The organism is Ruegeria sp. AU67 (genome assembly GCF_900312795.1).
In the GTDB taxonomy this organism is placed as follows: Bacteria; Pseudomonadota; Alphaproteobacteria; order Rhodobacterales; family Rhodobacteraceae; genus Ruegeria; species Ruegeria atlantica.
Genome location: NZ_OMPH01000030.1, coordinates 115899 through 138882 on the forward strand (window position 1 = coordinate 115899; position 22984 = coordinate 138882).

General features: G+C 57.9%; 21 protein-coding genes. 8 read left to right on the forward strand and 13 right to left on the reverse strand.

All coding sequences use genetic code 11. From position 1 onward, the window contains the following. The first annotated feature begins 123 nt into the window (after positions 1 to 123). Both DK510_RS17380 and DK510_RS17385 read left to right on the forward strand, forming a co-directional pair. Positions 124 to 1329, forward strand: coding sequence for a multidrug effflux MFS transporter (locus DK510_RS17380; RefSeq protein WP_109313159.1), 1206 nt, complete (start codon positions 124 to 126; stop codon positions 1327 to 1329). A gap of 65 nt (positions 1330 to 1394) precedes the next feature. Beyond that, a complete protein-coding gene (locus DK510_RS17385; protein ID WP_109313160.1) occupies positions 1395 to 2795 on the forward strand; it encodes a short-chain fatty acyl-CoA regulator family protein in 1401 nt (466 codons plus the stop codon). Between the two features lie 72 nt (positions 2796 to 2867). Here the strand turns inward: DK510_RS17385 and DK510_RS17390 are convergent, their stop codons facing one another. The 6 genes from DK510_RS17390 to DK510_RS17415 form a co-directional block, all read right to left on the reverse strand. Further along, on the reverse strand, positions 2868 to 3107 hold the full coding sequence (locus tag DK510_RS17390) for a YdcH family protein (RefSeq protein ID WP_109313161.1): 240 nt from the start codon (positions 3105 to 3107) through the stop codon (positions 2868 to 2870). A 91-nt stretch (positions 3108 to 3198) separates the two neighbouring features. Then, positions 3199 to 4857, reverse strand: coding sequence for a choline dehydrogenase (gene betA / locus DK510_RS17395; protein ID WP_109313162.1), 1659 nt, complete (start codon positions 4855 to 4857; stop codon positions 3199 to 3201). A 73-nt stretch (positions 4858 to 4930) separates the two neighbouring features. Further along, the gene (betC, locus tag DK510_RS17400) at positions 4931 to 6439 is read right to left on the reverse strand and encodes a choline-sulfatase (RefSeq protein ID WP_109313163.1); all 1509 of its coding nucleotides are present in this window, start codon (positions 6437 to 6439) and stop codon (positions 4931 to 4933) included. Further along, positions 6436 to 7008 carry a transcriptional regulator BetI gene (gene betI, locus DK510_RS17405; RefSeq protein ID WP_108859390.1) on the reverse strand — a complete coding sequence of 191 codons (573 nt, stop codon included), beginning with the start codon at positions 7006 to 7008 and terminating at the stop codon, positions 6436 to 6438. The genes betC and betI overlap by 4 nt, the downstream gene beginning before the upstream one ends. Positions 7009 to 7095: 87 nt before the next feature. Further along, a complete protein-coding gene (locus tag DK510_RS17410; protein ID WP_109313164.1) occupies positions 7096 to 8004 on the reverse strand; it encodes a DMT family transporter in 909 nt (302 codons plus the stop codon). 40 nt (positions 8005 to 8044) lie between these two features. Next, positions 8045 to 8644 carry a LysE/ArgO family amino acid transporter gene (locus DK510_RS17415; RefSeq protein WP_109313165.1) on the reverse strand — a complete coding sequence of 200 codons (600 nt, stop codon included), beginning with the start codon at positions 8642 to 8644 and terminating at the stop codon, positions 8045 to 8047. 86 nt (positions 8645 to 8730) lie between these two features. On the opposite strand from DK510_RS17415, the gene DK510_RS17420 reads away from it, so the two are divergent. Further along, positions 8731 to 9627, forward strand: a complete 897-nt coding sequence (locus tag DK510_RS17420) for a LysR family transcriptional regulator ArgP (RefSeq protein WP_109313166.1) — start codon at positions 8731 to 8733, stop codon at positions 9625 to 9627. Here DK510_RS17420 and DK510_RS17425 read toward each other — a convergent pair. Next, positions 9624 to 10895 carry a permease gene (locus DK510_RS17425; protein ID WP_109313167.1) on the reverse strand — a complete coding sequence of 424 codons (1272 nt, stop codon included), beginning with the start codon at positions 10893 to 10895 and terminating at the stop codon, positions 9624 to 9626. The genes DK510_RS17420 and DK510_RS17425 overlap by 4 nt on opposite strands. 156 nt (positions 10896 to 11051) lie before the next feature. Further along, a complete protein-coding gene (locus tag DK510_RS17430) occupies positions 11052 to 11792 on the reverse strand; it encodes a YebC/PmpR family DNA-binding transcriptional regulator (RefSeq protein ID WP_058275643.1) in 741 nt (246 codons plus the stop codon). A 110-nt stretch (positions 11793 to 11902) separates the two neighbouring features. Here DK510_RS17430 and DK510_RS17435 point away from each other — a divergent pair, with 110 nt between their 5' ends. The 4 genes from DK510_RS17435 (at position 11903) to DK510_RS17450 (ending at position 17029) form a co-directional block, all read left to right on the forward strand. Then, positions 11903 to 13675, forward strand: coding sequence for an SLC13 family permease (locus DK510_RS17435; RefSeq protein ID WP_109313168.1), 1773 nt, complete (start codon positions 11903 to 11905; stop codon positions 13673 to 13675). A gap of 16 nt (positions 13676 to 13691) precedes the next feature. Then, positions 13692 to 14426 (forward strand): glutamine amidotransferase, encoded by a 735-nt coding sequence (locus DK510_RS17440; RefSeq protein WP_109313169.1) that lies wholly within the window; start codon positions 13692 to 13694, stop codon positions 14424 to 14426. A 72-nt stretch (positions 14427 to 14498) separates the two neighbouring features. Continuing rightward, positions 14499 to 15356, forward strand: coding sequence for a bile acid:sodium symporter family protein (locus DK510_RS17445; protein ID WP_109313345.1), 858 nt, complete (start codon positions 14499 to 14501; stop codon positions 15354 to 15356). A gap of 11 nt (positions 15357 to 15367) precedes the next feature. After that, positions 15368 to 17029 (forward strand): FAD-binding dehydrogenase, encoded by a 1662-nt coding sequence (locus DK510_RS17450; RefSeq protein ID WP_109313170.1) that lies wholly within the window; start codon positions 15368 to 15370, stop codon positions 17027 to 17029. A gap of 14 nt (positions 17030 to 17043) precedes the next feature. On the opposite strand, the gene DK510_RS17455 is transcribed toward DK510_RS17450, so the two are convergent. From DK510_RS17455 to DK510_RS17465, 3 genes are all read right to left on the reverse strand, one after another. After that, positions 17044 to 17784, reverse strand: a complete 741-nt coding sequence (locus DK510_RS17455) for a YbaY family lipoprotein (RefSeq protein WP_109313171.1) — start codon at positions 17782 to 17784, stop codon at positions 17044 to 17046. Between the two features lie 98 nt (positions 17785 to 17882). Continuing rightward, the gene (locus DK510_RS17460) at positions 17883 to 19661 is read right to left on the reverse strand and encodes an SLC13 family permease (protein WP_109313172.1); all 1779 of its coding nucleotides are present in this window, start codon (positions 19659 to 19661) and stop codon (positions 17883 to 17885) included. A 90-nt stretch (positions 19662 to 19751) separates the two neighbouring features. Beyond that, complete coding sequence (locus DK510_RS17465) at positions 19752 to 20567, reverse strand: TIGR00282 family metallophosphoesterase (RefSeq protein WP_109313173.1); 816 nt, start codon at positions 20565 to 20567, stop codon at positions 19752 to 19754. Between the two features lie 89 nt (positions 20568 to 20656). Between DK510_RS17465 and DK510_RS17470 the strand changes: the two genes are divergently transcribed. Further along, a complete protein-coding gene (locus DK510_RS17470) occupies positions 20657 to 20890 on the forward strand; it encodes a DUF333 domain-containing protein (protein WP_109313174.1) in 234 nt (77 codons plus the stop codon). Between the two features lie 5 nt (positions 20891 to 20895). Here the strand turns inward: DK510_RS17470 and DK510_RS17475 are convergent, their stop codons facing one another. After that, complete coding sequence (locus DK510_RS17475) at positions 20896 to 21459, reverse strand: 5-formyltetrahydrofolate cyclo-ligase (RefSeq protein WP_109313175.1); 564 nt, start codon at positions 21457 to 21459, stop codon at positions 20896 to 20898. Further along, positions 21456 to 22850: a magnesium transporter gene (gene mgtE / locus DK510_RS17480; protein ID WP_109313176.1), complete on the reverse strand. Its 1395-nt coding sequence runs from the start codon at positions 22848 to 22850 to the stop codon at positions 21456 to 21458. The genes DK510_RS17475 and mgtE overlap by 4 nt, the downstream gene beginning before the upstream one ends. Positions 22851 to 22984: the final 134 nt, after the last annotated feature.

Here is a 22984-nt window from a genome sequence, read left to right on the forward strand (position 1 = left end):
ATCTTTCGGCAAATTTGCAAATATTATCCAATCATCTTGATGAATATTGTAAACTTGCTAATTTTCACTCACAAAACGCGCGATGGATGGCATTCTTATCCGTGATGACTATACACGTGAACTATGCAGTTTAGTTCTTCGTCGGCGCATCGCTCGCCTCCAAAAATTACCACTCTGGTTTTGCTGTCCGGATTGTCAGCGCTCAGCCTCAATCTGTTTTTGCCGAGCCTGCCCAATATGGCACTGCACTTTCAGGCCGACTACAAGGTCATGCAACTGTCGATTGCCCTGTACCTGCTGGTCAATGCGGTGCTTCAGATCCTGATCGGACCAATTGCCGACAAGGCGGGGCGCCGTCCCGTTCTACTTTGGGGGTTGGTCCTTTTTTTGGTGGCGACGTTGGGCTGCATCTATGCACCCAACGTCCAGGTCTTTCTTGTTTTCAGAATGTGTCAGGCAATCATCGTGGTCGGCATGGTTCTTAGCCGTGCGGCGGTTCGGGACCTATATGATCAGGACCAGGCGGCGTCGATGATCGGTTACGTAACGATGGGCATGGCCATTGTCCCCATGATCGGACCCGCGATCGGGGGCCTGTTGGAGGAGAGCTTTGGCTGGAAAGCCAACTTCTGGCTGCCCTTCGTTCTTGGCGTAATGACGCTGGTGCTAACTTACTTAGATTTTGGCGAAACCTCAGCCAAGAGCGGCAAAACACTGTTTCAACAATTCCGGGAATACCCCGAACTGCTGGGTTCCCCGCGATTTTGGGGCTATTCGCTGTCATCCGCGCTGTCGTCTGGCGCCTTCTTTGCCTATCTGGGCGGCGCTCCCTTTATCGGCACCGAACTATTCGGCCTCAGCGCTGCCGAGGTCGGCATCTACTTTGGCGCCCCAGCCGTAGGGTACTTTTTTGGCAACTTCTTCAGCGGTCGCTATTCCGTTCACTTCGGCGTCAATCGAATGGTACTTTGGGGCTGCTGGATGAACGCAGCAGGCGTTGCAATGTCCGCCATCTTGTTTTTGGCCGGTTTCGGAACAGCGCTCAGCTTTTTTGGCTTCATGACCTTTGTTGGCATTGGAAACGGCATGACGATTCCCAACGCAACCTCAGGCGCGCTTTCGGTGCGACCGCATCTGGCCGCGACGGCATCCGGACTAAGTGGCGCCATCATGTTGGGCGGCGGTGCGGGCCTCAGCGCGCTTGCAGGAGCCTTGCTAACCCATGAAACCGGAGCAATGCCCCTGCTGTGGTTGATGCTGGCAACTTCGGTCCTGGCAGTATGCGCAATATTGTCCGTCATTCGACGCGAACGGCAACTGGGCCTTTGACACGGCTTGCCTAGGGCGGTTTGCAAAGTTAGCTTACCGAATTAGGAAAGTTGCAAAGGCCCAACATGGCGACTCAGAAACTCTATGCAGGTGCAAAGCTGCGTGAAATGCGTACACGCTTGTCACTGACCCAAAAGGAATTTGCCGCCAAACTGGGTGTTTCCCTGCCCTATCTGAACCAGATGGAGAACAACAACCGTCCGATTTCGACCACGGTCGTTCTGGCGCTGGCGCAAGAATTCGGAATGGATGTCACCGAGTTGAGCACCGGCGACAGTGAACGCCTGGTCTCGGACATGCGCGAGGCATTGGCCGATCCGGTCTTTGACGACGCTGTTCCGCCGCTCGCCGATCTCCGCCTGACGGCTTCAAACGCACCCGCTCTGGCACGGGCCTTCATTGCCCTGCACCGCACCTATCGTCAGACGCATGAACGCCTGGCCTCTCTTGATGAAGCATTGGGGCGCGAAGACGCGCAAATCCAGGCCAGCCCATGGGAGGAAGTGCGGGACTTCTTCCACTATTGCGACAACTATATCGACGCGATGGACCGTGCGGCTGAACGATTTGCCGGGCGCGCCGAGGATGCAGGTGGCATACGCGCCGCAGCCCTGGACGGCCTCGCGGAGCGCGGCATCCGGGTACAATTCCCGGATATCGATGAAACCCGAAAGTACGACCCAGAAAACAAAACACTGCAGCTTTCGTCCAGAACCGCACCACAAACTCAGGTGTTTCAGTTGTTGTTGCAGGTTGCACTGATCAGTCAGGACAAACTTCTTGAAGCAACGCTAGATTTTGCCAAATTTCACAGCGATGAGGCCCGTGCCATTGCCAAGATCGGGCTGGCAAATTACTTCGCCGGCGCATCACTGATGCCTTATGCTAAATTTCTGGCCACAGCACAGGAATATCGTCACGACCTTGAACTGCTTAGCAACCGGTTTGGCGCATCGATCGAACAGGTGGCGCACAGGTTGTCGACCCTGCAACGCCCTGGCGCAAAAGGCATTCCGTTTTTTTTCGTTCGCGTTGATCAGGCCGGAACGATCACCAAAAGACACTCGGCCACGCGCCTGCAATTTGCCCGGTTCGGCGGCGCCTGCCCCCTATGGAACGTCCACCGCGCTTTCGAAACGCCCGGCCACTTCCTGCGGCAGCTGGCAGAAACACCCGATGGTGTTCAGTACATATCTTTGGCTCGGGACGTGTCGAAATCAGGCGGCTCATTCGGCGCACCTGTGCGCCGTTATGCGATTGCACTAGGATGCGAGGTGCGCCACGCCGAGGCGCTGGTTTATGCCGACAATCTGGATTTCAACAACGCCAACGCTTACGAGCCAATTGGCATATCCTGCCGCATCTGCGAGCGGCCGAATTGTCATCAGCGATCGGTCCCGCCATTGGAAAGACGCCTGACGATCGACGCCCATACCCGCGGTACCTTGCCCTATGAAGTCACCTGATCTTCACCTGGCCTAAAAATATCCCGGGGGCGTGGCGGCTCGTCGCGACGGGGGCAGAGCCCCCGCCATTTCTCAGGACTTGGACAAGATCGCCCAGATCTCGTCTTTCAGAACCGCACGTCTTTTACGCAGATCTGTCTCAGCGATATCATCCATCGGTTCGACATTGGTTTCGGCACGATGAACCTCGCGGTTGATCTCATGATACTCGTCCGCCAGCCGTGAAAAATGAGCGTCCGTTTGCTTAAGCTGGCTCATCAGCTCAACCTTGTCCGGAAACTCTTCGGCCAGTTCGTGCGGGGTGTGGGACATTCCTGTTCGCTCCTGAAAATATGTCGTTACGATTCAAGTCTATTCGTCCCGGCCCCGTCAAGCTTTGACGCGGATCAAATCATTCTTTCGATCATCGCTGTGCAACCGCCCATTGGGGATTAATCCAAGGTTGGTCATTGGCTGCTGGCAGGGCATTCTTACCCAGCAGATGATCGGACATCTTCTCACCCACCATGATAGATGGCGCGTTCAGATTGCCATTGGTGATCTGCGGGAAGATGGAGCTGTCGGCAACGCGCAGCCCGTCCACGCCAATAACGCGCCCCTCGGGATCGACCACAGCGTTTTTGTCATCAGCCCGACCCATCCGGCAGGTTCCACAAGGGTGATACGCGCTTTCGGCATGTTCCGCGATAAAGGCATTGAGCGCTTCGTCAGACTGCACGTCCGCACCCGGCTGAATTTCTTTACCGGAATACGGTTTGAACGCATCCTGCCCGAAAATCTCGCGTGTCAGGCGAATACAGGTGCGGAAATCTTCCCAATCCTGCTCGTGGCTCATGTAGTTGAAACGGATCACAGGCGCGTCCTCGGCATTGGCCGACCGAAGTGAGACCGCCCCGCGCGAGGGCGAGCGCATCGGCCCGACATGCGCCTGAAAACCATGACCTTCAGCTGCTGCCTGACCGTCGTAGCGTACGGCGATCGGCAGAAAATGGTACTGAATGTCAGGATATTCCACGCCCGGCTTTGATCGGATGAATGCCGCACTTTCGAACTGGTTTGATGCACCCAACCCGGTCTTTGTGAACAACCATTGTGCTCCGATCAGGCCTTTACTGATCAGGTTCCAGTGTTTGTAGAGTGTGATGGGCTGTAGGGATGCCTGCTGGATATAAAGCTCCAGGTGGTCTTGCAGATTGCCACCCACACCCGGACGGTCCGCCACAATTTCGATCCCATGCTCGGCCAGATGCGCTGCTGGTCCGATACCGGAAAGCATCAGCAGTTTGGGAGAGTTGATGGATGATGCTGCCAGAACCACTTCGCGCCGAGCGCAGATGACCTCAGTCTTGCCACCTCGGATCAATTCCACTCCAATTGCGCGGCCATTTTCCATAACCACCCTTGAGGCCAGTCCGCGCACGATATCGCAGTTGTCGCGCTTGAGCGCAGGTTTCAGATAGGCATTCGCCGCCGACCAACGCCGTCCTTTCCAGACGGTTTGTTCCATCGGGCCAAAGCCTTCCTGCTTTTCACCGTTGTAGTCGCCGGTAACCTCGTACCCCGCCTGCTGACCCGCATCGACAAAAGCCTGAAACAGGGGATTCTCGCGAGGGCCGCGCGAGACATGCAGGGGCCCATCGGTTCCACGCCATGTCGGATCACCACCGTGGCCACCATCATGCCAGGTCTCCATGCGTTTGTAGTACGGAAGAACATCCGCAAAGGACCAGCCATCGGCGCCCATCTCGGCCCATGTATCGAAATCGCGCGCGTGGCCACGAACGTAGACCATACCATTGATCGAAGACGAGCCGCCAATCACCTTGCCGCGCGGGCAGGCCAGTTCGCGGTTATTCAGGTGCGGCTCGGGCTCGGACTTGTAACCCCAGTCATACATCGGCATGTTCATCGGATAGCTCAGCGCCGCTGGCATCTGGATGAACGGGCCCGCATCGGTCCCGCCATGCTCGATCACCAGAACCGAGGCCCCGGCCTCGCTCAGGCGATATGCCATCGCGCAACCTGCGGATCCTGCGCCGACGATGACGAAATCTGCTTCCATTTTCAGGTCTCCATATCCTGCCGAACTGCGTTTTGAACCGTTCGGCAGGAGTATTTTCAAAAAGGTGAAGAGGTTACTCGCCGCGTGGGTAGCGGGCGTTTTCCTCAACGACATTCAGATCCATGTGATTGCGCATGTAGCGCTCGGATGCCTTCTGCAGTGGCTGGTAATCCCATGGGTAATACCCGCCCTGCCGCAACGCCTCGTAAACAACCCAGCGGCGCGCCTGGCTGGCACGGACATCCGCGTCGAATTTATCCAAGTCCCAACGCGCCTGAGATTTCGCGCGCAAAGTTTCCAGTGTGCCTGCGTGTTCGGGGTTTTCCGCGAGGTTTTCCAACTCATGCGGGTCAGCCTCAAGATCGTACAACTGATCTGGGTCCAGTGCGCAGCGATTGTATTTCCACTTGCCATAGCGCAGCGAAACCAGCGGCGCATACGAGCCTTCGGCCGCGTATTCCATCTTCACCGGAGCAGTCCGTTCGGTGCCATTGGCCAGTGGCACAAGGTCTTCGCCATCGGTCCACGGCGCGATCTCGGCCATATCTACACCCGCCAGTGCGCCAAGGGTTGGCGTGACGTCGATTGTCGAAACCGGTGTGTCGATACGGCCTGCCGGCATATCCGGCGCGACAATCATCAACGGCACGCGTGCCGACCCCTCGTAGAAGTTCATTTTGAACCACAGGCCCCGCTCGCCCAGCATGTCGCCGTGGTCCGAGACGAACATGATGATCGCCTCTTGCCGGGTTGTTTCCAGCACCTCGAGGATTTCACCGATCTTGTCGTCCAGATACGAGATATTGGAAAAGTACGCGCGGCGCGACTTGCGGATGTCTTCTTCTGTGATGTCGAAGCTGCGCCAATCATTGGCATCAAAGATACGCTTTGAGTGCGGATCCTGATTGTCATAGCCAATGTCTGCAATCTCGGGCTGCAGGTGCTCGCAGTCTTCGTACAGATCCCAATACTTGCGGCGCGCCACGTAAGGATCATGCGGGTGGGTAAAGCTGACGGTCACACACCACGGGCGGTCATCCTTGCCGCGCACCAGATCATAGAGCTTGGCCTTGGCGTTGTAAGCGACCTCGTCGTCATACTCCATCTGGTTAGATATTTCGGCCACGCCTGCGCCCGTCACCGAACCCATATTGTGGTACCACCAGTCAATACGCTCGCCCGGCTTGCGATAATCCGGCGTCCAACCGAAATCAGCCGGATAGATATCAGTGGTCAGGCGATCCTCGAACCCGTGCAACTGATCGGGGCCGACAAAGTGCATCTTGCCGGACAGGCAGGTGTAGTAGCCCGCACGACGCAGATGATGCGCATAGGTCGGGATGTCGCTGCGGAATTCTGCGGCGTTGTCATAAACACCCGTGCGCGAAGGCAGCTGACCGGACATGAAGCTGGCCCGCCCCGGCGCGCAAAGCGGCGAAGCCGTATAAGCATTGGCAAACCTGGTCGACCGCTCAGCCAGCTTCTTCAGGTTCGGAGCGTGAAGCCAGTCAGCGGGACCGTCTGGAAAGAGGGTCCCGTTAAGCTGATCCACCATCAGGATCAGAATGTTCGGTTTTGTCATTTTTCAGCCTCGAGCAGAGTGTTGAGGACACGCATTGCGTGGTTAACGGCCAGTTGCGGCTCCTCCGGGGCGCTTAGTGCGGCGCGGATGTACAACCCGTCGATAAGGGCGATCATGTTTTCGGCCGCCTCGGCCGGATCGCCCAGCAACGGGCGCAGGGCGTGGGTCAGGTTCGACCGGATGCGTGCCTGGTAGATTTGCCACAGGCGCAATGCGTCATCATTGGTTTGGGCCAACACGTAAAATGTCATCCACGCAGCGATGACGTCCGGAGTGAAACACGATGGTGCAAAACAGGCCCGGATAATGGCCTGCGCGCGCTCCTGCGGGACAGCATTCTTCAGCTCCTGCCTAGCCTCGTCGGCAAAGTCCGACAGGATACGGCGCATGGCGGCCAGAAATATCTGATCTTTGCCACCGAAATAATGATGCGCCAGTGCGCTGGACATGCCTGCCCGTTTGGCAATCTGGCTGACCGTTACATCAAGGGATTTCTTCGACCCGAGCTCGGCAATTGTTGCCTTGACGATCGCGTCACGGCGGATTGGCTCCATTCCGAGTTTCGGCATCGCTATCCCCTCATTGCGTATTTGAGAAAACGCTAAGGGGTTTTTATTGACTCGTCAATCAATAACGTTTCATGCGACCGTCAACGGTCAGAGTTTGGGTGCGATACTGGGGGTCGTCAAGCTGCTGCGGTTCAAAACCGCTTCGCGCCAGGCAATGAAACTGACCGCCAACAGAATCACCGTACCACCCGCGACAACCCAAATGTCGATGCTTTCGTTGAACACCAGCGCGCCCAACAGGGTGGCCCAGATCAGCTGCAGGAACGTAACCGGCTGTGTGACCGCGACCGGGGCCGCCTTAAGTGCGATCGTCATGAAATAGTGGCCCGCCGTGGCAAAACTGGCCACTAGAAACAGCACGCCGAGGTCGCGCAAGCTGGGCGTGGTCCAAACTGCAATCGCAAAGGGGATCAAGGCAATGGTCACCCAGATCGACATATGCGCCACAACGACCGACGGCGGCAGATCACGCACAAGCACTTTGGCGATCAGATAAGATCCGCCCAGGGTCAGGGCCGTGCCCAGCATGGTGATATGACCCAGTGAAATCTCACGAAAACCCGGCCTTAGGATGATCAGAACGCCAACCAGTGCCACGCCAATCGCGGCGATCCGACGGATGGCCAGCTTCTCGCCCAGAAACAACGCGGCCCCCAGCGTGACATAGACTGGCGTCATGTAGTTCATCGCCGTAACCTCGGCCAGCGGGATCTGGGTCATCGAGAAGAACCACAGCATCACTGCAAATGCGTGGACGACACCGCGTGTCCCCAGCAATACGATGTGGTTGCGTGTAAGGTGGGTTTTCAACACCAGGCGCAACGCTGGCAACAGAAAGATCAAGCCGAAGGCAAAGCGCAGGAACGCAGCCTGCGTAGGGTCCATCGTGGAGCCCAGCGACTTTACCAACGCGGTCATGACCACAAACGACAAGCCTGCCGAAAACATCCAGAGCATGCCAGCCACGGGGCGGTGTTGGTCGGTTAAAGTTGACATGTTAACGGTTGAACACCGAATACTTGGCAGAGGCAACCCGTCACATCAATACGAGCTTTGCAGCAATTGCCAGCATGACCACGCCGATTATTAAATCCAGCACCTGCCACGCCCGTGGTCTTGCAAAAATCGGGGACAGCATCCCTGCCCCGTAGCCCAGCGAAAAGAAGAACACAAAGCTGGACGTCATTGCCCCAAGCGCAAAGGCCAGCCGATCCTCATACTGCGCCGAGATTGACCCAATCAGCACAACTGTATCCAGATAGACATGCGGGTTCAGCCATGTGAACGCAAGAACGGTCAGCAGAACAGATTTCAGGCTGACCCGTTTCCCTTCACCGATCTCCATCACCGCTCCGCCGCGCCAGGCCGAATTCAGGCTGCGCAAACCGTACCACATCAGAAAGATCGCCCCGCCATACCGCATGACGGTCTCGAACCAAGGTAAGGCGTGCGCCAATGTTCCGAAACCCGCAACGCCGGCGGCTATGAGAATGGCATCAGACACCGCGCAAGTCAGGCACAGTGGGAATACGTGCTCGCGCCGCAATCCCTGACGCAGAACAAAGGCGTTTTGCGCGCCAATGGCGAGGATCAGGCTGAAGCCAAGCACAAAGCCTGCAATCAAGGATGTGGACATGAAACCTCCGAAAGTCTGAGGCGTTGACTACTTGCTTACCAAGCATCTATCAAATTAAAGAAACTGACCTGAATTAAGTTTGTCTAATGCTACTGGATCCAAACCACCTGTCCGCACTGTCTGCCATCCTGCGTTATGGTAGCTTTGACGCGGCCGCTTCAGAACTTGCGGTTACGCCTTCCGCGGTTTCACAGCGGATCAAAGCGCTGGAAGACCTTGTCGGCGCAACCCTGATCAATCGCGGAACGCCCTGCACGGGCACTCCGATGGGTTTGCGTATCGCTCAACACGCTGAGGACATCGGGTTACTAGAGACGCATCTGGCCCGCGAACTGACGCTTGATCAAACCAACGGCCCTGCGCGCGTGCGCGTCGCCGTGCCAGCCGACGTTCTGGCGACGTGGTTCATCAATGTCATGTCTCAGGTCGACGGCCTGCTGTTCGATCTGGTCGTTGACGATCAGGATCATTCGGCGGAATGGTTGAGGCGCGGAGAGGTCAGCGCCGCCATAACGGTCGGAGGTGATACAGTCCCAGGCAGCGACGCCGTCGCCCTTGGCGCCCTGCGGTACATCCCCACGGCCAGCCCCGATTTCATGCGCAAATGGTTCGCGGACGGTGTAAATGTCGAGACGTTGTCCCGCGCCACCTGTTTGACATTCAACCGCAAGGATGGACTGCAAAAAGCCTGGATTACCCGGCAGACAGGTCAACGGCTATCACCCCCTTCGCATTTCCTGCCGTCCTCTCAGGGATTTGTAGAAGCGGCCATTGCGGGGATTGGTTGGGGAATGAATCCGGAAAACCTTGCGCTCTCAGCGCTGGAAGACGGCCGGTTATGCCCTTTGGTACCGGGCGCGCGTCTTGACGTAGGGCTGACCTGGCAGGTGGGTCGTGTGCTATCCACGGCGTTGGCCCCGCTGACTGACGCAGTCAAACGCGCCGCCAATGGTGCCCTGCTTCCTGCTGACACGGCAGACTAGGACTGAACCGCTTTTTTCTCGCTGGGTACAACAACACGGTAACAGGCGACCGCCGCGAAAACGCTTGTGGCGAGGATGAAGGCGATTGCCCAGGCGACCTCGTGCAAATGCGCAACGCCTGCCAACGCGGCCGAGAGCAATACGCCAGAGATCCGGCAAATGCTCTTGATCGCTGCGGCACCTTTGACCCTCTGATCTTTTGGGGCAACGTCCAGGAAGTACAGCTTGCGGGCACTGCTGATCCCTGTCACCGCAACAGTGACAACGAACAAGGCAATGGCGTGTAAGTGAACGTCATGGTCCATGCCCAGAAAGTGCACGGACAAAAGCGCACCGCCCGTCAGTGCCACCATCAGGTTCCCGGTGACCATCACGGCGCGATGCGATTTCATGTTCACCAATTGCCACAGTGGGGCAGATACAAGATACCCCGACGCCGACGACACGATCATCGCCGTCAGCCCTCTGGCCGAATCGTGGTGCGCTTCGGCTGCGATCAGCGCAAAGAACGGTACGGACAGGGATACGACAACAAGCGGCATGCGCATGATCATGTAACGGCGGAACCAGTGCTGATCGAACATTGCGGCGATATCGGTGAAGTTATCCAGGAACTTTCGCTTCTTGACCCGTTGCGCGCCCTGTTCCTGGGTGGGACCGGCGGTTTCGGACATCATTAGAATCGACAGGCCGGATAGGACAAAGAATGTTACCGAAACGGCGATGACTGCGGAATGGCGCGAAAACGGTGGGTTTTCTTTGGTGATCTCGTGAACCAGCAACGCCAATCCGATTGCGCCCAATCCACCCACCCCCAGCTGCAGATAATGCATGATCATCCGCGATTTGGAGCGCACCTGATCGCCCAGCAGATCGGTATACATCAGCGACTGAATTTCTTCGATCAAACCGATCATAAAAAACGCCGCGACAAAGGCCACACCTATGACCGGAACGACACCTGTTGAGGCCACCAACAAAGCCAAAATCAGGCAGGCACCGATTGCGACCTCAGTCATCGCGATTGCACGTTTCTTGCGGTCACGCGCTGCGATGGGATACGCGAGGAAAACATCCGAGATCATGCTGCCAACCATCCGCACCGACACCAGCGCGCCGGCTATGTACATCGGAAGCTCAAGCGATACGGCCAGAAATGGCAAGACCACGGATGGGCTGCCTAGGGTCCACGCCACCTGAGACAGAATGCTTTGCCCAGCCAGGACCGGAACGTTTCTTTTCGATGTGTCCAGTGGCTTGTCAGTCATATGCGCGCTTGGGTTCCTCGGCTCGCAAAAGGGCGCGCCACTTGGGTTTGATCAATCCATGGTACTCAGGCCCACGCAACCGGCCAAGACCCCCCTGTGTCAAAAATGAAAACCCGGCCAAAGACCGGGTTTTTCGTGCTTTTCTTGCAATGCGGATCAGAGCTGAGCCATGACTTCGTCCGTGGCTTCGAAATTCGTCGTCACGCGTTGAACGTCATCGTCGTCCTCCAGCGCATCGACCAGCTTCATCAGCTTTTGCATGTCTTCCAGACCCAACTCGGTTGTCGTCGTAGGCTTCCAGATCAGCTTGGTGGAATCGGTTTCCCCCAGCGCAGCTTCAAGGGCGCTCGACACTTCGTTCAGGTCGGTATCTGCACACCAGATGATATGCCCTTCTTCCGAGCTTTCGACATCTTCAGCGCCGGCTTCGATTGCGGCTTCGAACACGGTGTCCGCGTCGCCGACGGAACCCGGATAAACCACTTCGCCCTTGCGTTCGAACATGAAGCCAACTGAACCGGTTTCGCCCAGGTTGCCGCCGTTCTTGGAAAAAGTCGAACGCACGGTCGAAGCTGTGCGATTGCGGTTGTCGGTCATCGTCTCGACGATCACCGCCACACCGTTCGGGCCATAGCCCTCATACCGGATCTCTTCGTATTCATCGCCTTCGCCCGCCGTCGATTTCTTGATCGCGCGGTCGATGACATCTTTTGGAACCGACTGTGACTTGGCTTCTTTCACGGCCAAACGCAGCCGTGGGTTTTTTTCAGGATCCGGGTCGCCCATCTTGGCGGCTACGGTTATCTCTTTCGACAGTTTGGAAAACAGTTTGGACCGCGCGGCGTCCTGACGCCCCTTGCGGTGCTGGATGTTGGCCCATTTGGAATGGCCTGCCATGTTGCGTCCTCGTCATCGTAATTGCGTATTCGGCGCTCATATAGACGTTTGCGGGGCCAAGGATCAAGAGAGCGGCTTGCGACAGTCGCCGCGAAGGGTATGGTGGCCGCATGACGACAGACCAGATTATTCTTTTTTCCCTTTTCGCCACTGTGTTTGGAATGCTGCTTTGGGGGAAGTTTCGATACGACCTTGTGGCCTTCACCGCGCTATTGATCGGAGTTACGCTGGGTGTTGTGCCGGTCGATGACGCCTTTGCCGGGTTCGGACACCCCGCCACGATCATCGTCGCTTTGGTATTGGTTGTCTCGGCCGGGTTGGTGCGCTCCGGCGCTGTTTTCCTGATCACCCGCACACTGGTCGATGCCTCGCGCGGGCTTGGCGCGCACATCGCACTGATGGGCGGGATTGGCGCTGTTCTGTCAGCCTTTATGAACAACGTGGCCGCGCTGGCACTGCTGATGCCGGTTGATATCCAAACCGCGCGCAAGGCGGGGCGACCGGTCGGCCTGACCCTGATGCCGCTGAGTTTTGCCACTATTCTGGGCGGCATGGCCACGTTGATTGGAACGCCCCCTAACATCATCATCGCATCGATCCGGGCTGAGACATTGGGTGAACCGTTCCGTATGTTCGATTTCGCCCCCGTTGGTGGATTGGCAGCGATTGCCGGGCTGGCATTTGTCGCGCTGGTCGGATGGCGGTTGATTCCCAGCCGCGGAACACAGGAAGAGGCCTCGGAAACCCTTGCCGAATACATCGCGGAACTGACGGTCCCGCCAGAGTCGCCGCAAATCGGAAAACGTGTCAGCGAACTTTATGAGGCCGCCGAAAAATCCGACGTGGCCATCATCGGCCTTATTCGAGATGGCAAACGGCGCTATGGCCGGTCGGCCCATGCGACAATCAAACCGGGCGACGCATTGGTGCTAGAGGCTCGCCCCGAGGCGCTGGACGAATTTCGCACCGCGCTGAACCTCGATTTCTCAGATACCCGCCGTCAGGAATTGCTGACCGCCGAAGGGGACGGTCTTGAAGTGATTGAGGTAGTTGTGCCGCTAAACGCACGCGTCACCGGTCGCACCGCGCAGGGCCTGGGATTGGCCTGGCGTCAAAGCACCGTTTTGATGGGGATTTCACGTCAGGGGCGTCGCATTACCGAACAGGTCCGTAAAACTCAGATTGAGGCAGGCGACATTCTGTTGCTGCTGTGCCCACGTGACCGCAGTGCCGATGTGACCGAATGGCTGGGGTGTTTGCCACTTGCTGAACGCGGTCTGAACGTCACCGCCAACGAAAAAGCGTGGCTTGCCATTGGCTTGTTTGGTGCAGCTGTTCTGGCGGCCAGTGTCGGGCTGATCTACCTGCCCATCGCTTTGGGGCTCGTCGTTGTCGCCTACGTTCTGACCAAGATCATGCCGATTGCCGATATCTACAATCATATCGAGTGGCCCGTTGTCGTTCTGCTGGGCTCGATGATCCCGCTAGGCAGCGCGTTGGAGACGTCAGGCGGTACAGAACTGATTGCGAATGCGTTGATTCAGTTAACCGACGGGCTGCCTGCCTGGGCCATTCTTACTGTGCTTATGGTGGTCACCATGACCCTATCGGACGTGCTGAACAATACGGCTACCGCCATTGTTGCGGCTCCGGTCGGTATCCAGATGGCCCGCACGCTTGAGGTTTCACCCGACCCGTTCCTGATGACGGTTGCCGTTGCTGCGTCAGCCGCGTTCCTGACGCCGATCGGACATAAGAACAATACGCTGGTGCTGGGGCCCGGAGGGTATCAGTTTGGTGATTATTGGCGCATGGGGTTGCCGCTGGAAATCCTGATCATCGCCGTTTCCATTCCCGCCATCCTTGTCTTCTGGCCTCTTTGACGGTTAAGAGCCAATCATGAAACGATTTCTGATCCTGCAACTGCGCCCGGAAACCGATGCTTCGGATGCCGAATATGCCTCGATCCTGGATAAAACCGGGCTGAAACCCGAGCAAACCCATCGAATTCGCCTGGATTGCGAGGACTTACCTGCGGATCTGGATGTCACGGACTATTCCGGGGTGATCGTCGGCGGTGGACCGGGATGCGTCAGTGACGATCCGGCAACCAAATCGGAAACCGATGCACGTACCGAGGCGGCCATCATGGGATTGATGCCGCAGATCATCGCGCAGGATCATCCCTTCATGGGCTGTTGCTATGGGCTGGGCATTCTGGCTGCCCATCTTGGCGGTGACGTCAGCAAAGAGAAATTCGGCGAACCCGTCGGGCCTTCGACCTGCCACCTGACTGCAGACGGAGCGCAAGACCCGCTAACGGCAGGGCTGACCGGAACATTCGACGCCTTCGTGGGCCACAAAGAGGCCGTGCAGGCGCTGCCGAACGGGTGCATCCACCTGCTGGCCTCGGACGCCTGCCCGTTTCAGATGATCCGCTGGGGGCAGAATGTTTATGCCACACAATTCCACCCCGAGGCGGACGCGCGCGATTTTGAGCAGCGCATCAATATCTACAAGAACCACGGCTATTTTCCGCCCGAAGACGCCCAGCGCCTGATCGATATCTGCCTTGCTGCGGACGTCACGCAACCGGCCGAAATTCTCCGCAGATTTGCCGAACGCTATGGGTGACCCAACGGCGTTATTGCCTGATCCACGACCGCTCGCTTAGGGTGGCCCGAACGGCTTTGGGAGGAGTTGTTCTTGGATCTTCTAATAAGTGTCGGCCTGCCGCTGTCGCTGGCCATTATCATGCTGTCTCTGGGCGTTGGGCTCGAAGTCGCCGATTTCCGCCGTGTCCTTAGCCGGCGCTATCCTTTCGCCATCGGTGCATTGTGCCAGGTTGTGTTGCTGCCGGTCGCGGCTTTTGTCACGGTCACACTTTTTGCGTTGCCACCCGAGATCGCTGTCGGCTTCATGATCCTCAGTTTTTGCCCCGGCGGTGTGACCAGCAACATCCTGTCGAAACTGGCAAAGGGTGATGTTGCCCTGTCGGTCAGCCTGACTGCCGTCATCAGCCTGCTTTCGATGGTTACCGTGCCGTTTCTTGCCGCCTGGTCAGTGAACTATTTCATGGGCGATGCGGCACCCGAGGTGTCCATCTCAGGGCTTGCAATCGCCATGTTCCTGATCACATCGCTACCCGTGGCGCTTGGCGTCACACTTCGCAGCTTTGCAACAGATTTTGCAAAACGGATCGAGCCCGCGCTGTCCAAGCTTGCGACCGTATTGTTCGTGCTGATCGTTGTGGCTGCTCTGGCTGGAAATTGGCAGCTGTTTGTCGACAACCTCGGCGTCATGGGCGCTGGGTTGATCTCGTTGAACATCGCGCTTTTGCTGATCGGGCTAGGGCTGGCGCGTGCCGCAAACCTGTCGTGGAACGAAAGCAAGACTGTTTCCATCGAAACCGGCATACAAAACTCGACACTTGGGATTACACTGGCTGCATTGATCACGGCGACGGAAAGCGGGTTCAGCCCGTTGGCCCTGCCCTCGGCTGTATACGGAATTACGATGTATGTTGTGGCCCTGCCCTTCATCCTTTGGTTCCGCCGCCGCTGAAAGGACATGACATGACCAACAATACTGCTGATGCCATCGTCGTGGGGGCTGGGCTTGCCGGGTTGGCCGCCGCTGCCGAACTGGGCGACCGTGGCAAGAAGGTTATCGTGGTCGATCAGGAGCCCGCCCATTTCCTCGGTGGTCAGGCGTTTTGGAGTCTCGGCGGCCTATTCATGGTCGACACGCCGGAACAGCGGCGCATGGGCATCAAAGACAGCTACGATCTGGCACTGCGCGACTGGATGGGCAGTGCGCAGTTCGATCGTGACGAGGACGCATGGCCCAGGAAATGGGCCGAGGCCTATGTTGAATTTGCCGCCGGCGAAATGCGCCCTTGGCTGCATGACATGGGCCTGCGCTGGTTTCCGATAGTCGGCTGGGCCGAACGCGGTGGATCATATGCGGATTGTCACGGCAATTCTGTGCCCCGCTTTCATATCACCTGGGGCACCGGCCCCGGTGTTCTGGAACATTTCAAACGCCGAGTGCGTGACCATGTCAGCAACGGGTTGATCGAGCTTAAATTCCGCCATCAAGTCAGCCACATCATCATGCAGAACGGCGCTGCCAAAGGCGTCTCGGGCGAAGTTCTGGCAGACGACACCGCACCCCACGGCGCCAAGACCAACCGTGATGAGGTCGGCGAGTTCGAATTTTACGCCCCAGCCGTCATCGTCACGTCAGGTGGCATCGGAGGCAACTTTGAAATGGTGCGCAAAAGCTGGCCGCGCGACCGTCTGGGCGAGCCGCCAAAGGACATGGTTGCAGGCGTGCCATTCCACGTCGATGGACGCATGATCGGCATCAGCGAAAAGGCTGGCGGTCATGTGATTAACGGCGACCGGATGTGGCATTACACCGAAGGCGTGCGTAACTGGAATCCGATCTGGCCATCACACGGTATTCGCATTCTGCCCGGCCCGAGCTCAATGTGGTTCGACGCCGAAGGCAACCGGTTGAAACCGCCGTGCCTGCCGGGGTTTGATACTTTGGGTACGCTGAAGGAAATCCTGAAAACCGGTCATGAATACAGCTGGTTCGTCCTGACCCAGAAGGTAATCAAAAAAGAGTTCGCCCTGTCCGGGTCTGAACAGAACCCCGACATGACGGACGGTGGTTGGAAAGAGGTTCTGTTCCAACGCATTCTGACCGGGTCCAAGGCCACCGCTCCGGTCGAGGCGTTCAAGGAGCACGGCGAAGACTTCATCGTCGCCAATACCTTGACCGAGCTTGTTAACGGCATGAACCATCTGGGCGGAGGGCTGATCGATGAGGCGCATCTACGCGCCCAGATCGAGGCGCGGGATTCCCAGATCGACAACCCGTTCACCAAGGATGCGCAGATGGCCGCCATTCTGGCCGCGCGCAACTACCGTGGTGACAAACTGATCCGAACCGCCAGGCCGCACAAGTTCCTTGATCCGGCCAATGGCCCGCTGATCGCGGTGAAACTGCACGTGCTGACGCGCAAAACGCTGGGTGGGCTTCAGACCAATCTGGACAGTCAGATGGTGGGCGCAGACGGCAAGGTCATTCCCGGCCTATTCGCAGCCGGAGAGGTCGCGGGTTTTGGCGGCGGTGGCTATCACGGCTACAACGCGCTCGAAGGTTCATTTCTAGGCGGCTGCATTTTCTCCGGCCGCAATGCCGGACGGTCAAGGGCCGTCGCGTGACGGCCCCTTAAACCCTACTGTTCACGGGCAAACTGAACGACGGATTGCCCAGCACTGTCCAGCAACACCAGCGTATCGCCTTTGAACGCATATGCTGTCACCCCTTGTAGGGCTTTGAAAAATTGCCGCTCAACTTCATCCAGTGGGGGCGGACAGGCCATTAGGGTGGCGGCCATGTTGTCGGGGAATTCAATATTGTTGCCCGCAATCTCGGCTTGGCCGGAAAACCGGTTACATCCACCGCTGCCTGAGAACGCGCCATCATTGGCGAATGAAAGCGCGGGGCGCCTTTCGGTCTCAAGTGCTGCGCCATTCAGGCCGGTTGCAGTCCAGTTGGTATTCTCCAGCACGGCTGCTCCGGGCGGTTGTACTTTGACCAGCATCAGATCGGTCGTGTTCCCGGCCCCATTCGTCAGAACAGGGTAGGCAGTATCGGTTGTGAACAACAGCTTGTCGCCCTGAAAGATCGAACCACGCACCACGTAGCGCATCCCCTCTTGAATAAGGGCGTCGTCATAGCTCAGCTCGAATTGTGCTGGCACTCCCGTCAGCGCATAGCGCTTTGCCGATAGGGTCACCGACGGTGTGTCCGCGCGCGAGACGTCTTGCAATTGCACATAAAGCGTCGCATCCGGAGGTACGGCGATACGCTCGCGATATGCTGCAGTGCCTTCGATCGTTCCGCCGATGGCCGCGCTGCTCAGCATGGCTGATGTGGCCGCAACCGTAAGCGCAGTATATCCGGTCTTGAGCATTGGCGTGCTCCTTTTCGCAAAATCACTTATTCAAAACATTGTATGAGGTTCTGATTTTACAAGGACTTCGCCGGAAAACCAGCGGTTCCGTGCCGAACTCAAAGCGGCCAGATCAGAGGGATCAACAGCGAAGCCAGCAAACCCACGGTCAGATTCAGCGGCACGCCAACCTTCAGAAAATCTGTGAACCTGTACCCACCGGGGCCGTAAACCATCATGTTGGTCTGATATCCGATCGGCGTCGCAAATGAAGCCGAGGCCGCCACCATGACCGCCACCACCAGAGGACGCGGATCAACGCCCACTGCCTGCGCCAAACCGATGGCAATCGGCGTCACCACAACTGCCACAGCGTTATTCGACACCAGCTCTGTCAGCACAGAGGTCAGCAAGTATACCGCCCAGATGATCAGGAATGGTGGCAAGGCACCAAGACCGGGCGCCACGGCTTCGACAATCAAGGAAACTGCGCCGGATTTATCCAGGGCCGCACCTATGGCCAGCATTGAGAAGATGAGGGCCAGTAATCGTCCTTCGACAAAGGAAAACGCCTCATCCGCGTCGATGCAGCGCGTAATCAAAACTATCGCAACAGCCAGGATCGACAGCAGCAGGATGGGCGCAACACCCAGCGCCGCCAGCACAACGATCATGACCAGCGCACCAATCGCAACCGGGGCGTGGCTTCGGCGGAATGCACGGGCCGAAGGTTGGGTCACATCGACCATATCCATATCAGCAGCCAGTTTCCGGATATCTGCAGGTGAACCCTCCAGTAGCAGCGTGTCACCGACCCGCACGACCAGATCATCCAATTGCCGCCCGATATTCTGGTTTCTCCGATGCACCGCCAGCACATAGACGCCATAGCGACGGCGTAAACGCATCGCGCCCAGCGTCCGCCCCACCATGCGGCAGCCTGGAGTGATCAGCACCTCGACCGTTTTCGTCTCAACCGCCGAGACCTGATCGACACGCTTGAGTTCTCTATTGGTTTGCAGGCTCAGCAGCTCCGTCATCTCAGTCCGAAGAACGACACGGTCGCCAACTTTCAAAGCGACGCCCTTGAGGTTGCGCCGCAACGACTCGTCGCCGCGCACGACGTCGATCAGGCGCACGCCAGGACGTTTGAACAGCTGCACGCCCGTCACCTCACGCCCGATCAGGTTGCTGTCGGGGGGAATGACAGCCTCGGTAAAAAACTTCATCTTCGACCGGTCGCTAAGCATGGATGCCATGCTGTCCCGTTCCGGCAGTAGGCGCGGCGCGACAAACCGCAGGTAGAACATGCCGTAAATGACTAGCGCAATGCCCAGCGGCGTGACCTCGAAGATCGTAAACGGAGCCATCCCCTGGGACCGCGCGACACCATCAACCAACAGGTTGGTCGAAGTCCCGATCAAGGTCAGCGTACCACCCAGAATGGCCGCGTAACTAAGCGGGATCAGCAGTTTCGAGGCCGACACGTTAAGCGTCCGTGCGATCTGAACGAATACGGGGATCATGACGACCACCACGGGCGTGTTTGAAACCACCGCCGAGGCAAAGACAACAAAGGCCATCAGCGTCGCGATTGCGACTTTGGGACTTACCTGTGCCTGTTTTTGCGCGGTCGATGTGAATGCGTCCAGTGCTCCGGTACGCACCAATGCTCCCATGATGATAAACATCGCGGCAATCGTCCAAGGGGCCGGATTTGACAGAACGGCAAGTGCGCTTTGGTAAGGCAGAATGCCCGTCACCAGCATCACGGCCACGCCACCGATTGCGACCACTTCAGTCGGATAGGATTCGCGCAGGAACATGATGAACATGCCTGCAACGACCAACAGCGCCAGTATCGCGCTTCCCATTTCTGTCAGTTGAAGGAATTGCATTCTTGGTATTCTGTCCGAACCCTGGCCTGGCTTACGCGCCCGTCAGGCAGTTTCACGCATTGCGCGCGACAGAGCAAGCCTGACGTGCCCTTACTGTGGGCCAGCTTGCTGTAGCCGCCCACCAACGCGCACCATTTGAACAGATTTCGCCTGACCGTCACGGTCGTCGGTTTCAACGAACACTCCGCTCAGCGTGGCCTCGCCATTCGCCGGAGTGAACCGGGCCTTGGGCATACCGGTGATGAACCGGCGCATCGGTTCCAGCTTATCCATGCCGATGACCGAGTCATAATCGCCGCACATGCCCGCATCCGTCAGATAGGCCGTGCCACCCGGCAGGATTTGCGCGTCCGCGGTTGGCACATGTGTATGCGTGCCCACAACAAGGCTGGCGCGTTTGTCGCAATAGTGGCCCATGGCCATCTTTTCGGATGTGGCTTCGCAATGCATATCAACGATCACGGCCTGTGCCTGTCCGCCACGCGGATGCGATTTCAGGATTGGTTCAATCGCCGAAAACGGATCGTCGAAGGGGCGCTTCATGAAGACCTGCCCCAACACCTGAACCACCAGAATCTTGCGCCCACCGGGCGCGGTGAACAACCGGTGGCCCCTGCCCGGCGCGCCCTTGGCAAAGTTCACCGGGCGCACGATCCGGGGTTCGCTTTCAATGAATTGCAACATGTCCTTCTGGTCGAACGCGTGATCGCCCAGTGTCAGGCAATCGGCCCCGGCATCCAGCAGCAGCTTGGCGTGATCCCCGGTCAGACCCATCCCGTTTGATGCGTTCTCGCCATTGACCACGACAAAATCCAACCGCCATTCGTCGCGCAGACGCGGCAAATGTTGTTGAATGGCCGCGCGTCCGGCGCGGCCCATCACGTCACCCAGAAAAAGTATCCTCATTCGAACTGTCCTAAGTGTGGTATCTCTCAAGCACAAGTGGTTAAGCTGGCAGAATAAACCGCCAAAGCACATTATGCCGGAGATTTCCCATGCGCCTTGCCCTTCTGACCGCCGCTAGCCTGACCACACTTTCGGCCTGCGACCAGCCTGCTTCAAACGGCTCATCCACCCAGCTGGCGAACCCGGCAGCAACCTTTTGCGTTGAAAGTGGCAATCGTTACGAGATCCGCGATGGCGAAGGCGGCCAGATCGGCATCTGCATCTTGCCCGACGGCACCGAAGTGGACGCGTGGGAGTACTTTCGCGAAAACAGCCCGACCTGAGGCGGTCAGGCCGAGAACGTCAGTACTCGGCTTTCAGTGATGACCATATCTAACGGCTGATCCGTGGGTTCCAACGGCAGCCCCTCGGCCTCTTGCGCCTCAAAGGCAAAGCCGATGGCCAGTGTGGGGCGCTTGGCACGCAATCCCTCCAGCGTCCGGTCATAAAAGCCGCCGCCATATCCCAGCCTTCCACCTTGCGCGTCAAAAGCAACCAGCGGCACAACCAGAATCTCGGGATCAAAATAATCGTCAATCTCGGGAACCTTGGCGCCGAACGGGCCGTCCTTTAACTCGCCCTCGGGCGTCCAGCGCGAAAACCGCAACGCCTGCCCGGCGGCCTGGATGACCGGCACACCGACCGGGCCGTAAGCCGCCGCCTCGGCCATGGCGGGCAAAGGATCAATTTCGGTGCGGATCGGCATGTACCCCGACATCGGGACGCCGCGATGCCCCGCAAGCACTTCGGACAACCGCCCGGCCGCCCCCGGCAAACGCGCATCAAACGCGGCCTTGCGGCGTGCAAAAGCAGTCTTGCGCGCGGCGGCCTTGATTTCAGTCAGATCGGTCACAGAAGCACCACGCTGGCAAGCCCAAGAAAGATGAAGAACCCCATGACGTCTGTTGTGGTCGTTACAAAGGTTCCTGATGCCAGCGCCGGGTCAACGCCCAGACGATCCAGCACAACCGGTACTACCGTACCTGCGAAGCCTGCGATCGCCATATTCACGACCAAGGCCGAGCCGATCACGACACCCAGCAATGGTGAATCGAACCACATCATGCCGACAGTCCCCAAAACGGTCGCGAAGCACAGACCATTGAGCACACCCACAAGCAATTCTCGCCGGATAACACGCGCCACGTTCGATCCGGTCAAGTCGCGCGTAGCAAGCGCCCGCACCGCAACCGTCAGTGACTGCGTCCCGGCATTGCCTCCCATCGAGGCAACGATCGGCATCAGGATTGCCAGTGCCACCAACTGATTGATCGCCGCTTCGAACTGCGAGATGACCAGTGACGCGCATATTGCGGTACACAGGTTGACGGCCAGCCACGGCAAGCGCCGCCTACTGGTTGCGGCGACACTGTCGGACAGCGAGCTTTCGTCGCTGACGCCGGCAAGGCGTAACATGTCCTCTTCGTATTCTTCGTCCAGAACAACCATGGCGTCATCAATGGTAATCACGCCGACCAAACGCCCATCGGCATCGACCACCGGGGCGGAAATCAGGTGGTACTGGTTAAAGGCGTAGGCCACATCCTCTTCGTCCTGATCGACGGGGATGGTGTGAAATTCCTCTTCGGCGATGTCGTGCAACGGCACTTCGCGCCGGGTTGCCATCAGCTTGCCCAGCGTGACCTGTGCCACCGGTTTGAGCCGCGGATCAACCAGAACAACGTGATAGAACTGTTCCGGCAAGTCATCATTGGCGCGCATGAAATCGATGGTCTGCCCCACGGTCCAATGCTCGGGCGACATGACCACCTCGCGCTGCATGAGGCGACCGGCTGAGTTTTCCGGATAGGACAGCGCCTGTTCCGCGGCGATCCGCTCGGAATCTTCCAACGCGTCCAGGATGGCTTCTTGCTGCGGCTCTTCAAGGTCTTCCAGCAGGTCGACGACGTCATCGCTCTCCATTTCCCGCACGGCGTCGGCCAGAACGTCGGGGCGCAGGACACTGATAACCTCTTCGCGGACGGACTCATCCAGTTCGGATAAGATATCGCCGTCAAATTCCTTGTCGTAAAGACGGATCAAACGCCCACGGTCATAGGGATTAATCTGTTCAAGAAGGTCAGCAATGTCCGCAGGGTGCAGCGGCTCCATCAGCTCGATCAGCTTGTCGCGATCTTCCACATCAACCGCATACAGGATCGCGGCAACTGTCCGGCGATCCAGCGCATAGACGTCTTCCTCGCTTGCGGAATCGATTACGGGTTCATCATAGCCTGTCGTCATGTCTGCCCCCGGTTGGTTCGCGCATTGACCCCTAATTAGAAGAAGCAGCTACCGGAAAACAATGACAATGCGCCGATTTACCGACAAGTTTCGCCCCACTATGCTGTTTCGCAGTCCCATACAGGCGGAGATGA

Coding starts and splice junctions, on each gene's coding strand:
- mgtE (WP_109313176.1), bottom strand. CDS start 22,850: ATGACGACAGGCTATGATGAACCCGTAATCGATTCCGCAAGCGAGGAA.
- DK510_RS17470 (WP_109313174.1), top strand. CDS start 20,657: ATGCGCCTTGCCCTTCTGACCGCCGCTAGCCTGACCACACTTTCGGCC.
- DK510_RS17465 (WP_109313173.1), bottom strand. CDS start 20,567: ATGAGGATACTTTTTCTGGGTGACGTGATGGGCCGCGCCGGACGCGCG.
- DK510_RS17450 (WP_109313170.1), top strand. CDS start 15,368: ATGACCAACAATACTGCTGATGCCATCGTCGTGGGGGCTGGGCTTGCC.
- DK510_RS17435 (WP_109313168.1), top strand. CDS start 11,903: ATGACGACAGACCAGATTATTCTTTTTTCCCTTTTCGCCACTGTGTTT.
- DK510_RS17410 (WP_109313164.1), bottom strand. CDS start 8,004: ATGTCAACTTTAACCGACCAACACCGCCCCGTGGCTGGCATGCTCTGG.
- DK510_RS17440 (WP_109313169.1), top strand. CDS start 13,692: ATGAAACGATTTCTGATCCTGCAACTGCGCCCGGAAACCGATGCTTCG.
- DK510_RS17455 (WP_109313171.1), bottom strand. CDS start 17,784: ATGCTCAAGACCGGATATACTGCGCTTACGGTTGCGGCCACATCAGCC.
- DK510_RS17430 (WP_058275643.1), bottom strand. CDS start 11,792: ATGGCAGGCCATTCCAAATGGGCCAACATCCAGCACCGCAAGGGGCGT.
- DK510_RS17385 (WP_109313160.1), top strand. CDS start 1,395: ATGGCGACTCAGAAACTCTATGCAGGTGCAAAGCTGCGTGAAATGCGT.
- DK510_RS17415 (WP_109313165.1), bottom strand. CDS start 8,644: ATGTCCACATCCTTGATTGCAGGCTTTGTGCTTGGCTTCAGCCTGATC.
- betI (WP_108859390.1), bottom strand. CDS start 7,008: ATGCCGAAACTCGGAATGGAGCCAATCCGCCGTGACGCGATCGTCAAG.
- betC (WP_109313163.1), bottom strand. CDS start 6,439: ATGACAAAACCGAACATTCTGATCCTGATGGTGGATCAGCTTAACGGG.
- DK510_RS17420 (WP_109313166.1), top strand. CDS start 8,731: ATGCTACTGGATCCAAACCACCTGTCCGCACTGTCTGCCATCCTGCGT.
- DK510_RS17460 (WP_109313172.1), bottom strand. CDS start 19,661: ATGCAATTCCTTCAACTGACAGAAATGGGAAGCGCGATACTGGCGCTG.
- betA (WP_109313162.1), bottom strand. CDS start 4,857: ATGGAAGCAGATTTCGTCATCGTCGGCGCAGGATCCGCAGGTTGCGCG.
- DK510_RS17425 (WP_109313167.1), bottom strand. CDS start 10,895: ATGACTGACAAGCCACTGGACACATCGAAAAGAAACGTTCCGGTCCTG.
- DK510_RS17390 (WP_109313161.1), bottom strand. CDS start 3,107: ATGTCCCACACCCCGCACGAACTGGCCGAAGAGTTTCCGGACAAGGTT.
- DK510_RS17380 (WP_109313159.1), top strand. CDS start 124: ATGCAGTTTAGTTCTTCGTCGGCGCATCGCTCGCCTCCAAAAATTACC.